Annotated in this window: 10 protein-coding genes and 1 pseudogene; all 11 read right to left on the bottom strand. The window is 68.0% G+C overall.

Going from position 1 to position 11,934, the window contains the following annotated elements; genetic code table 11:
• Nucleotides 1-77 precede the first annotated feature (77 nt).
• A complete protein-coding gene (locus DFR24_RS25245) occupies nucleotides 78-1,277 on the bottom strand; it encodes an acyl-CoA dehydrogenase family protein (protein ID WP_366518896.1) in 1,200 nt (399 codons plus the stop codon).
• Nucleotides 1,278-1,289: 12 nt separating this feature from the next.
• Nucleotides 1,290-2,402, bottom strand: a pseudogene (locus DFR24_RS25240) (acyl-CoA dehydrogenase family protein); the annotation flags it as partial.
• A 90-nt stretch (nucleotides 2,403-2,492) separates the two neighbouring features.
• Nucleotides 2,493-3,377, bottom strand: a complete 885-nt coding sequence (locus DFR24_RS02420) for an alpha/beta fold hydrolase (RefSeq protein WP_133879752.1) — start codon at nucleotides 3,375-3,377, stop codon at nucleotides 2,493-2,495.
• Between the two features lie 191 nt (nucleotides 3,378-3,568).
• Complete coding sequence (locus tag DFR24_RS02415; protein ID WP_133879751.1) at nucleotides 3,569-4,450, bottom strand: SDR family oxidoreductase; 882 nt, start codon at nucleotides 4,448-4,450, stop codon at nucleotides 3,569-3,571.
• Between the two features lie 196 nt (nucleotides 4,451-4,646).
• Nucleotides 4,647-5,795, bottom strand: a complete 1,149-nt coding sequence (locus tag DFR24_RS02410) for an acetyl-CoA C-acetyltransferase (protein ID WP_133879750.1) — start codon at nucleotides 5,793-5,795, stop codon at nucleotides 4,647-4,649.
• Between the two features lie 77 nt (nucleotides 5,796-5,872).
• Entirely contained in the window at nucleotides 5,873-6,925 is a 1,053-nt protein-coding gene (locus tag DFR24_RS02405) for an acyl-CoA dehydrogenase family protein (protein WP_133879749.1), read from the bottom strand.
• Between the two features lie 3 nt (nucleotides 6,926-6,928).
• The gene (locus DFR24_RS02400; protein WP_133879748.1) at nucleotides 6,929-8,095 is read right to left on the bottom strand and encodes an acyl-CoA dehydrogenase family protein; all 1,167 of its coding nucleotides are present in this window, start codon (nucleotides 8,093-8,095) and stop codon (nucleotides 6,929-6,931) included.
• Nucleotides 8,092-8,856, bottom strand: coding sequence for an enoyl-CoA hydratase family protein (locus DFR24_RS02395; RefSeq protein ID WP_133879747.1), 765 nt, complete (start codon nucleotides 8,854-8,856; stop codon nucleotides 8,092-8,094). The genes DFR24_RS02400 and DFR24_RS02395 overlap by 4 nt, the downstream gene beginning before the upstream one ends.
• Nucleotides 8,850-9,992: an NAD(P)H-dependent flavin oxidoreductase gene (locus DFR24_RS02390; RefSeq protein ID WP_133879746.1), complete on the bottom strand. Its 1,143-nt coding sequence runs from the start codon at nucleotides 9,990-9,992 to the stop codon at nucleotides 8,850-8,852. The genes DFR24_RS02395 and DFR24_RS02390 overlap by 7 nt, the downstream gene beginning before the upstream one ends.
• 145 nt (nucleotides 9,993-10,137) lie before the next feature.
• Nucleotides 10,138-11,031 carry an enoyl-CoA hydratase gene (locus tag DFR24_RS02385; protein ID WP_133879745.1) on the bottom strand — a complete coding sequence of 298 codons (894 nt, stop codon included), beginning with the start codon at nucleotides 11,029-11,031 and terminating at the stop codon, nucleotides 10,138-10,140.
• A 97-nt stretch (nucleotides 11,032-11,128) separates the two neighbouring features.
• Entirely contained in the window at nucleotides 11,129-11,917 is a 789-nt protein-coding gene (locus DFR24_RS02380) for a CoA-transferase subunit beta (protein WP_133879744.1), read from the bottom strand.
• Nucleotides 11,918-11,934 lie beyond the last annotated feature (17 nt).

The raw sequence follows: 11,934 nt of genomic DNA, 5'->3' as shown, positions 1-11,934 counted from the left end.
CGAAGTCCGTGGTTGCGGTTCGTTTTGCTAGGGCCACCCAGGACTTCGTCCGGGCTACGACGGCTACGTCGTCCGGGTTACGGGGACGCTGGCCTTGCTTCGCGCGGCATGCCCAGTCCGCGCTCCGCGATCAGATTGAGCTGGATCTCGTTGGTTCCCGCGTAGATCGTGTCCGAGCGCGAGAAGAAGAACATCTGCTGCAGCGAGCGGATCGCCGGGTCTTGCGATACCACGGCGCCTTCTTCCCCGAGCACGTCCATCGCCAGCTTGCCGAGATCACGGTGCCAGTTGGACCAGTAGTATTTGTAGATCAGCGCCTCGCGACGCAGACCCACTTCGGCGCCGTCGGCCAGCATGCGCAGCGCGTTGGCGCGCATGACGCGCAGCCCGATCGACGCGCTGGCGATGCGCTGGCGGATCACGGGGTCGCGCGCCGTGCCGTTGCGCCTGGCCGCCGCGATGATCCGCTCGAGCTCGTGCGCGAAGTGCATCTGCTGGCCCAGCGTGGAAACACCCCGCTCGACCTCGAGCAGGCCCATCGCCACTTTCCAGCCGTCCCCGGGTTGGCCGACCAGATGCTGTGCCTCTGCAAGCGCACCGTCGAAGAACACTTCGTTGAATTCGGCGCCGCCGCCCATCTGGCGGATCGGGCGGATCTCGATACCCGGCTGCCGCAGCGGCATCAGCAGGAACGCGAGGCCCTTGTTGCCCTTCGAGCCGGGCTCACAACGCGCGAGCACGAAGATCCAGTCCGACTCGTGCGCGAGCGAGGTCCAGATCTTCTGGCCCTGCACGCGCCACGATCCATCCGCTTCCTGCCAGCAATGCGTCTGCACGTTGGCGAGGTCCGATCCGGCATTCGGCTCCGAGTAGCCCTGCGCCCAGAAGCAGCGTCCGGCGACGATCTCGGGAAGGAACTGCGCCTTCTGCTCCGCGCTTCCGAAATGGATCAGCGCGGGGCCGATCAGCCCCTCGCCGATGTGACCCATCCGTCCCGGTCCGCCGGCACGCGCGTATTCCTCGTGGAAGATCACCTGCTGGTCGATCGACAGCGCGCGGCCGCCGGCTTCGGCCGGCCAGCCCACGCAGGTCCAGCCGCCGGCCGCGAGTTCGCGCTCCCACTCCTTGCGCAGCGCCGGCTCGAATTCCTCGTCGCCCGGGCCGCCCCGATGACGCAGCGTTTCGAATCGTCCCGTGAGGTGCGCCTGCATCCAGCCGGCGACTTCGGCGCGAAAGCCTTCGGGCTTCGGAAGACTCGGCGCCTCGCCTTCGTCCAGCAGCGTGCTGGCGATGTGCTCGCGCAGCGCGTCGGGCCGGCCCAGCCAGCCGACCGCCGCCTGGGCACGCTTGAAATGAAGCTGCGGGTCGTATTCCCAGGTGAAGCCGACGCCGCCGTGGAGCTGGATGGCTTCCTGCGCGCACCAGAAGGCCGTGTCGCTCGCCGAAGCTCTCGCAGCGGCGCAAGCGAGTTCCAGTTCCGTTCCGTCGTCGTTCGCTGCCGCGTCGGCCGTGACGGCGGCGCCGTGGACCGCAGATCGCAGCGCCTCCACCCGCACCATCATTTCCGCGCAGCGATGCTTCACCGCCTGGAATCCAGCAATGGGTCGACCAAACTGCTTGCGGGTGGAAACGTAGTCCACCGTCATGTCGAGGCAGGCTTGCGCACTGCCGAGTTGTTCGGCCGCCAGGTTCAGGCGCGCGAGTGCCGTCGCCCTGCGCAGGGCGGCCGGTGCGACACCGTCGGCATCCAGGCGCTGCGCCGAGCGAACCTGTTCGAAGCGCACGCGACTGAAGCGTCGACCGCGATCCCAGCCTTCGAGCGCCTGTGTCACCACGCCTTCGGCGTCGCGCGGCGCCATGAACAGCCCGCACTTCTCGCCGTTGACGATGGCGAAGAACAGCAACTGGTCGCAGCTCGCGCCGTCGACGACCGCCGGCAGTTCGCCGTCCACGCGCCAGCGTCCGGATTCGCGCTCGGCGGTCACCGCGGTCACGGTCCAGTCCGGCTGACTGGGCAGGCTGACGCCGAAGCGCGTCGCGCCACGCGCAATGTCGCCCAGCGCCTGCGATGCGGCTGACGATGAAGACAGCTCCGCGATCTGCGAAAGCAGCGGAATCGCCAGCCCCGCGGTGGCGAACAACGGAGCGCACAGCAGGCGCCGACCGGCCTGCTCGAACAGCAGCATCGATTCGACGGCGCCGAGCCCGAGTCCGCCGTGCGCCTCGCCGACAGCCAGCGCACACCAGCCGAGTTCCTGCGCGATGCGCTGCCAGGTCGCGTCGTCGTAGCCCTGCTCGCTGTCCATCGCGCGACGCACGGCCGTGCTGTCGCTGGCGTCCGCAAGGAAGTCTGCCGCCGCGTCGCGGATCAGGATCTGGTCTTCGCCAAGGGCAAACGTCATGTCGCGATTATTGGCGGCGCAGCGCGCGGTCTCATCACCCGTTGGGGTGACCGGTCCGGGGCGGAAGGGTCCGGCAGGTTCGTCGCTCGCTCAGTTGCGCATCAGGAACATGCAGAGCTGCTCGCCGACGCGCTGCGGCGCTTCGCGCGTCGGGAAATGGCCGACACCGTCGAGCACGTGGCGCTCGTAGGACGCGCCGAAGTGAGCCTCCTTGCCTTCCGACGTGAACGGCAGGATGCAGCGGTCGTCGCCGCCCTGGATCGTCAGCGTCGGCACGAGGATCTGGCGGGCCTGCAGCGCCTGATTCGACAGCGCGGCATGCGCGGGGTCCTTCGCGGCGCCTTCCCAGCGCACGCGGTACGAATGCAGCGTGATGTCCGCCCAGTCCGGATTCTCGAACGAGCGCGCGACGGCCGCGAACGTCGCGTCGTCGAACCAGCCGGTCGGACTCCAGGTGTCCCACATCTGGCGGGCGAAGGCCTTGCCCTGCGTGCGCAGCGCTTCGGCACCGCGATCGGTCGCCAGGAACCACTGGTACCAGAACGCCCTTGCCTGCTCGAAGCCCGGCGTGGCGAGCTTGCCCGGAGACCATCCGAGCGACAGCGCCGCGCAATGCGTCAGCCGTTGCGGATGGGTGGCAGCGAGCAGGTAGGCGATGCGCGCACCCCAGTCGTGACCGACGACGGCGAAGCGATCAAGCCCGAGCGCGTCCGCCAAGTCGAGGACGTCCTGCGCCATCGCGGCGATCTCGCCGGAACGCATCGTCGTGCCGGAGCGGAACCGCGTCGGCCCGAAGCCGCGCAGCCACGGCGCGATCGTGCGAAAGCCGGCGGCGTGAAGCGCAGGCGCGATGGCATCCCAGGTGCTGGCATCGTCCGGCCAGCCGTGCAGCAGCAGCACCGGGACGCCGTCGGCAGGTCCGCCGGCGATGAATCCCATGCGCAGCGCGGGTGTCTCGCAAACGTCGGAGTTCATCGGGCGCGGGTCCTGGGAGAGCGGAGCGATGGATCGTCGCATGCGGCTCGGGCCGAGGGGTCGGCGGCCGTCCCTTTCCGGGGAAACGCTGCGCAGGCTCCGGAGGGGCGGTCGGGGCTGACGCCCCTCCTACAGGGTGAAGATGTTCGTAGGAGGGGCGTCAGCCCCGACAGAATCTCCGTCGGCGATCCCTAGGTCCCGAACACCTTCTGCGCCGGCGGAGCCTCGGCCACCAGCGCGTCGACGATCTCGCCGAGCTCTTCCGGATTCCAGCGCGCCTTCTTGTCGCGGCCGGGGCCGCCGTGCCAGCCGGTCGCGATCGCCAGCTTGCCGCCTTCGACCTCGAACACCTTGCCGCTGACGTGCGCGGAATACGGGCTGCACAGCCAGACCACGATCGGCGCGACATTCTCCGGCGCGTAGTGATCGAAGCTGCCGTCTTCCGGCGTCCTCATCAGCTCGCCGAACGGTCCTTCGGTCATGCTCGTGCGCGCGGCCGGTGCCAGCGCGTTGGCGGTGACACCGTAGCGGCCCAGTTCGGCCGCCTGCACCAGGGTCAGGCTCGCGATGCCGCCCTTGGCCGCCGCGTAGTTGCTCTGCCCGATCGAGCCCTGCAGACCGGCGCCCGAGCTCGTGTTGATGATGCGGCCGTCGATCTTCGCGCCGCGCGCCTTGACCTGGTCGCGCCAGCGCCTGGCCAGCGTGCTGGCGATGCAGAAGTGCCCCTTGAGATGCACCTTCACGACGAGGTCCCAGTCGTCTTCCGACAGCGACGTGAACATGCGGTCGCGCACGATGCCGGCGTTGTTGACGACGCCGTGCACGTCGCCGAAGGTCTCCACGGCGGCCGCGACGATGTTCGCCGCGCCGGCCATCGACGTGATGTCGTCGCTGTTACCGGCTGCCTTGCCGCCGGCCGCGACGATCTCCGACACGACGACATCCGCGGCCTCGCGGCGGATGTCGTTGACCAGCACGCCGGCGCCCTCGGCGGCGAGCGCGAGCGCGTAGGCCCGGCCGAGGCCGCCACCTGCGCCGGTGACGATGATGCTGCGGTTGTCGCAGATGCCCACGGGTTGCTCCGGATTCGGGAAATTCAGGACTTCGCGAAGTGTCGGTGCCTGTGGCCGTGCTGGCTTCAGCCGGATGGACGGGGTCCAGATCCACGGCCCGGAAACGACGTAGCCCGGGTGCAACCCGGGGCTTCTTCCGTCCAGCGGAGAAAAAAGCCCCGGGTTGCACCCGGGCTACGGTGCTGCCGTTCTTCTTTTACAGCCGCTCGATGATCGTGACGTTCGCCACGCCGCCGCCTTCGCACATCGTCTGCAGGCCGTAGCGCTTGCCGGTGCGCTCCAGCTCGTGCAGCAACGTGGTCATCAGCTTGGTGCCGGTGGCGCCCAGCGGATGGCCCAGCGCGATGGCGCCGCCGTTGACGTTGGTCTGCGCGTGCGGGTAGTCCAGTTCCTTGAGCCAGGCCAGAGGCACCGGTGCGAAGGCCTCGTTGATCTCGACCAGATCGATGTCCGACATCTTCATGCCGGCCTTCTTCAGCGCATAACGCGTCGCCGGCATCGGCGCCGACAGCATCATGACGGGATCATCGGCATAGACGCTGATGTGATGGATGCGTGCGCGCGGCTTGAGACCGTACTTCTTCACCGCCTTGTCGTTGGCGATCAGCACCGCCGAGGCGCCGTCTGCGATCTGGCTGGCGACGCCGGCCGTGATCTTGCCGCCCGGACGCAGCGTCTCGAGCTTGGCCATCTGCTCGAGCGAGGTCTCGCGCGTGGTCTCGTCCATGGCCAGGCCGTTGAATGGCACGACCTCGCGATCGAAGCGGCCTTCGGCAATCGCCTTGCGACCGCGGTTGTGGCTTTCCAGCGCGAACTTCTCGAGATCCTGGCGCGACAGGCCCCACTTCTCGCACATCAGTTCGGCGCCGTTGAACTGCGAGACCTCGGCCGTGCCGAAGCGCTCGGTCCAGCCCTTGGAACCCGAGTACGGATCGGGAATGCCCAGCGGCTTGCCGGCGAACGCGGCCGACATGATCGGAATCATCGTCATGTTCTGCACACCGCCGGCGATGATCACGTCGCTGGTGCCCGACATCACGGCCTGCGCGGCGAAGTGCACCGCCTGCTGCGAGGAGCCGCACTGGCGGTCGATGGTGACGCCCGGCACGTGCATCGGCAGGCCTGCGGCGAGCCAGCAGCTGCGCGCGATGTTGCCGGCCTGCGGGCCGATGGCGTCGAGGCAGCCGAACACGACGTCCTCGATGTCGTCTGCCGGCACGGCATTGCGGCCGACCAGCGTCTTGAGCACGAAGGCACCCAGATCGGCGGGGTGAACGTTGGCAAGGCTGCCCTTGCGCTTGCCCGTGGGCGTGCGCAGCGCATCGACGATATAGGCTTCGGCCATGGTGTCTCCGGGTTCGGTTGAATTCAGGGGAGCGCGATTATCTCGCGCCGGCGACGCAGCTGCACCGCCGGCTCCCCTTAGAAAGTATGGGCGGGTCCGAGCTCTGCAACCGGATCCAGGACATGGGCGGCGACCCGCGCCTTGTGGAAGCTGCGATCGCCCCAGTTCGCCTCCAGCGCCCAGGCCCTTTTCATGAACATCTGCAGATCGGCTTCCCAGGTGTAGCCCATGGCGCCGTGGACCTGGATGCTGCGCCGGGCCGCCAGCCGCGCGGCCTCACCGGCCGCGAGCCGCGCGTGCGAGACATGCACGGCGCGATCGGCCTGTCCCTTCTGCATCGCGTAGGCGGCGCGATACACGACCGGACGGGCGAACTCGATCTTCACCGCGACATCGGCCATGTGGTGCTTCACGGCCTGGAACGAACCCACCGGCTTGCCGAACTGCTTGCGGTTCACCGAGTGATCGATGCCCAGGTCCAGCATCCGCGATGCCAGGCCGACCAGCTGCGCCGCCAGCGCAAGGCCCGCGCGATTCAGCAGGTCTTCCCAGATCGCACGACCCGCGGAGGCGTCGCAGACGCGGCTGCTCGCGGTGGGCGTCCAGTCGATGCGATACAGCCGGCGCGACATGTCGATGCTCTCGTTGAGCGTCAGCTTCGCCTGCGCCGGCTTCAGCGCGTGGATCTCGTCCTCGTGCCAGAGCAGCAGCAGGTCGGCATTCTCCGCGTCCGCCGTGAACGGATTCACCGGATGCGCGATCGCGATGCGCGCGGTGCCCTGCGCGATGCGGGGCAGCCATTGCGCGGCCAGCGCATGGCCGGCCGGAAGGCGCTTCAGCAGATCCACCGCGAGGTACGCGGTGTCGTTCAGCGAATCGGGAATCGCGTAGTAACCCAGTTCCTGCTGCGCGAGCACCCAGTCCAGATCGCCCAGGCCCATGCCGCCGTGCGGCTCGGGAACCGAGATCGCGGTGAGGCCCTGGTCGGCGAGCTTGGTGCGCAGATCGAGCGAGCGGCCCGAACGGGTTTCCCAGATCTCGCGCAGCCACTCGGGCGCGGCCTCGACCATCAGGAATTTGCGGATCGCGTCGCGGAAGGCGAGCTGCTGGTCGTCGAAGGTGAAGTCCACGGTTCAGGCCCTCGGCAACCCGAGCATGCGCTCGGCAATGATGTTCCGCTGGATCTCGTTGGTGCCCGCGTAGATGGGCCCCGCCAGCGAGAACAGGAAGCCGTCGAGCCAGCCCTCGACGCCTTGTGCGTCGGGCGCATGCGGCATCAGTTCGGCGCGCGCGCCGAGAATGCTCATCGCCGCCTCGTGCATCGACACGTCGAGTTCCGACCAGAAGATCTTGTTGGTGCTCGCCTCGGCGCCGATCTGTCCACCGCGCGCCAGACGGCTGGCGGTGGCATAGGTCGCCAGCGCGTAGGCCTCGGCATCCATCCAGGCCTTGAGCACGGCGTCGCGGATGGCGGGATCGGCGTCGGCCGTCGCACGGTTCTGCTGGTAGAGATCCACCAAGCGCTTCGCCGTCTGCTGGAAACGGGCGGGCGAACGCAGCATCAGGCCGCGTTCGAAGCCGGCCGTCGCCATCGCGATGTTCCAGCCCTGCCCTTCCTCGCCGATGCGGTTGTCCGCGGGCACGCGAACGTCGTCGAAGAAGATCTCGGCGAATCCCGGCAGCCCGTTGAGCTGCTTGATCGGCCGGATCGTGATGCCCGGCAGCTTCAGCGGCAGCAGCAGGAAGCTCAGGCCGTGGTGTCGCGACGACGCGGGATCGCTGCGGAACAGGCCGAAGCACCAGTCGGCCCACACCGCGCGCGTCGACCAGATCTTCGAGCCGCTCAGCACGTAGTGATCGCCGTCGCGCACCGCCTTGCAGCGGATCGCGGCCATGTCGGAACCGGCGCCCGACTCCGACCAGGCCTGCGCCCAGATGTCGCTGCCGTCCGCCATGCGCGGCAGGAAGCGCTTCTTCTGCTCCTCGGTGCCGTGCTCCATCAGCGTCGGCGCCAGCAGGAAGATGCCGTTCTGGTTGACGCGCAGCGGCGCGTTGGCGCGCCAGTACTCTTCCTCGAACGTCAGCCACTCGATCAGATCGAGCCCTCGGCCACCCAGGTCGCGCGGCCACGTCACGGCCGACAGGCTCGCGCCCGACAGCTTGCGTTCCCAGGCGCGGTGCTGCGCGAAACCTTCTTCGGTGTCGAAGCTGCGCAATGGCTCTTTGGGCACGTGGGCCGCGAGCCAGTCGCGTATTTCCTTGCGAAACGCTTTCTGGCGTTCCGTGTATTCCAGTCTCATGGTTTCTTCTCGAAGTTCGCTTCGCGCTTCTCGACGAAGGCACGGCGGGTCTCGGCGGAGTCCTTGCTCGCATAGGCCTGCAAGGTGAAGCCCTGCTCCCAGCGGTACTTGTTCTCGAGGTTGCCGTCCTCGATGCCGTTCAGCGATTCCTTGGCGAGCCGGATCATCGCCGTGCTCTTCGCCGCGATCTTGGTCGCGATGGCCAGCGCAGCGTCGCGCAGCTCAGTCTTGGGAACCACGCGCTCCACGGCGCCGAGCCGATGCGCTTCGGCCGCGGTGATCGAATCGCCGGTGAAATACATCATGCGCACCTTCTGCACCGGGAACAGCCGCTGCAGGTGCGCGCCGCCGCCCATCGCGCCGCGATCGACTTCCGGCACACCGAACGTCGCGTCCTCGCTGGCGACGACGATGTCCGCCGCGCCGGCCAGTCCGATGCCACCGCCGAGCACGAAGCCATGCACGGCGACGATCACCGGCAGCGGATTGCGATGCACCGCCTCGAAGCTGCGGTAGTTGCCGGCGTTCACCGAGATGATCTTCTCGGGATGCGCGTCGAGTTCCTTGATGTCGACGCCGGCGCAGAATCCGCGCCCTTCGGCGCGAATCACGATCACGCGCGCCGCGGGCTCGCTGCCCAGGCGCAGAATCTCGTCGGCGAGCGCGTGCCAGCCGGCGTCGTTGAGCGCGTTGACCGGCGGGCGGTCGATCACGAGTTCGGCGATGCCGTCGGTGATCGTGGTCTTGAAAGGCGTCACGATGCCTCCGTAGCCCGGACGAAGTCCGGGGCATTCGCAATTTTCTGAGCGGGCGCATCCCGGACTTCGTCCGGGCTACGACGCGTTACGGCTTCGAGCTGCCTCTCCGCTTCGCGCACGATCGCCTGGATCAACGCATCGACAGCCGGCAGCGAATCGATCACCGCCGCCACCTGCCCGCTCGGCAGCACGCCCTCATCGGGACGCCCCTGCACCATCGCGCGCTGGATGATCACCGGCGCATTGGCCGACATCAGCGTCTGGATCGCCGAGTCGCCTTCGCGCAGCGCGGCGAAGAACGTCCTGAGCATGTGCCCGACCGTCATGCCGGTATGTGCGCGCCATTGCCATGCGCTGGACAGCGCAACCAGCAGGCGATGCAGCAGGCCGCCGCTTTCGAGTCGCAGCAGGTAGGGGTTGTCGATCATGCGCTGCGGCAGGCCGTCCATCGCGGTCGATGCACGGATGTTCGCCGGCTCCTTCACCGCGAGATATTTCGCGAGCGTTTCGCGCGGCACCGGCGACTCCGCCGTCATCAGGAAGCGCGTGCCCATCGCGATGCCGGCCGCGCCGAACGCGAGTGCGCCCGCGAGGCCGCGACCACTGTGGAATCCGCCGGCAGCGACCACCGGGATCTTCACGGCATCGAGCACCTGCGGCAGCAGCAGGGTCGTCGGCACCGAGCCGGTATGCCCACCGCCCTCGGCGCCCTGCACGGTGATGAGGTCGGCGCCCAGTTCGACGGCCTTCTGCGCGTGCTTCAGTGCGCCGACGGTGGGCATGCACAGCACGCCGGCGTCCTTGAGGCGCTTGATCGTCTTCGCATCCGGCCCGCGGCCGTAGGACACGGCGCGCACGCGGTCGGCATTGGCGATGACGCGCTCGATGATCTCGGCTGCATTGGGCTGGAACATGTGGAAGTTCACGCCGAAGCGGTGCGGCGTCAGCTCGCGCAGCTTCGCGATCGCCGCATCGAACTCGGCCGTCGACATCACGGCCGCAGCGAGGAAGCCGAAGCCGCCTGCGTTGCTCGTCGCCGCCGTCAGCTTGGCGTCGGCGATCCAGCCCATCGCAGTCTGCACGATCGGGTAGCGGCAGCCGAGCAGCTGCGTCAGCGGCGTGTCGAGCAGTGTGCTCATGTCGCGGGGGAAAACGCGGTTGAACGCAGAGGCGCAGAGGCCGCAGAGAACGGCAACAGCTGGGGGACAGCGCGCGATCCGTCACGCGATCTCAGCGTCCTTTGCGCCTCTGCGTTGAAAGCTTCTGGATAAGCTACGCCCACGCTCAATCCCCACCCTGCTTCTTGTTGCCCGCGGCCATGCTCTTCGCGTCCTGCCCACCCAGCGGATTGCCGGTGGTCAGGTCGCTCTGCGCATGCGCGAAGTGGTGCATGTGGAACACGGCGTCCATCGCGGTGCGCTTGCCGCGCAGTTCCTCGACGTGATTGATCGCCTGCTTGGTCAGCCACATTCCGAGGCGACCCTTCTGCGCGAGATTCGCGACGACGCCCTTGACCTCGGCCTCGAGCTGATCGCGCGGCACGATGCGGTTGACCATGCCGAAGTTGTACGCGCGCTGCGCCGGCATGCGCTCGCCGAGCAGCAGGAATTCCTTGGCGACACGCGGCGGCAGTTCGAACGCGTGCGCGAAATACTCGACACCCGGAATCCCCATGCGCTGCACCGGGTCCTGGAAGAAGGCGTCCTCGCTGGCGACGATCAGATCGCACACCCAGGCGAGCATCAAGCCGCCGGCGATGCAGGCACCCTGCACCATCGCCACGGTCGGCTTGCTCACGTCGCGCCAGCGCCGGCACATGCCGAGGTAGACCTCCTGCTCGCGCGTGTACAGCAGTTCGGCGCCCGGCTTGTTGGTGTGATCCGGCAGCAGGTGCTTGCGCTCGAACGTCTTGTGCAGGTCGCGACCGGGCGTGCCGATGTCGTGGCCGGCGGAGAAGTGCTTGCCGTTGCCCGCGAGCACGATGACCTTCACCGCGTCGTCGCTGACCGCGCGCTGGAACGCCGCGTCGAGCGCGTACGTCATCTGCGAGTTCTGCGCGTTGTGGAACTGCGGCCGGTTCATCGTGACCCAGGCCGCGCCGTCCTCGACGCGATACAGCACCGGTTCTTCGGTTTCGTACGTGATGTCGACCTGCTTGGGAGGTACGAGATCGCTCATCGAAACCTCCCATGCAGGAGGGGCGTCAGCCCCGACAAAACGCCCGCAGTCCGAGATCGGCTGCGATACCCGGCAGACCGGTCGAGCGCAGGACCGATCACGAGGCCCTCCGTGCCGGCGGATCGTTCTTGACCGTCGATGCGCGCAGGCCATGCGGATCCAGGCCGCGGATGATCGACAGCTGCTCGTCGGTCGGCAGCGGCGTCTCGCCGAGGTTCGGCGCCTGCAGCAGCGGGAAGCCGGTGGCCGCCTGCACCTGCTCGAACGTGACGCCCGGATGCAGCGAGCGCACGCGCACCGCGTGCTCCGGTCCGCCGAAGTCCATCACGCACAGGTCGGTGACGATGCGGCGCAGGTCGATGAAGTCCATGCGCATGCCGGGCGCGAAACGCGCCGGGTTGTAGCCGGGGCCCGAGACCATGTCGACTTCGCCGGCCACGAACACGCGCGGGCCGTGGTTCGGGATGAAGAACGAATTGGCATGGTTGATCTGGTTGCCCGGCAGGCCGCGCACGCCGAGGATCGCCGACTTGGGCTTCTGATAGGTGCCGCCGACGACGGACAGGTTGGACTGGCCGAAACGGTCGACCTGCGTCGGTCCGATCATCGCGTGGCGCTTGCCGCCCCAGACGCATTCGAAGACCCGGTTGAACGACAGGTAGCCCTCGTACCTGGGTACGTAGTCGCCGCGCGGTCCGAGCGGGATCGGCTCGGAGACGAGCATCGTCTCGGAATCCGTCATCAGCAACTCGGGCGCGTGCGTGAGCTTGGCGAGGCTCGCTCCCAGCCGCGGCACGATGCCGATGCCGGAGGCGAGCACCTCGCCGTCACCGCGCCAGCACTCCGAGGCGGCGACGATCATCAACTCTGCGAGCGTGGCAGTCATGCGCGCTTCGCCACTTG

The sequence above is a fragment of the Panacagrimonas perspica genome (assembly GCF_004364935.1).
GTDB lineage: Bacteria > Pseudomonadota > Gammaproteobacteria > Nevskiales > Nevskiaceae > Panacagrimonas > Panacagrimonas perspica.
This window is presented reverse-complemented; position numbering and strand designations above follow the sequence as displayed.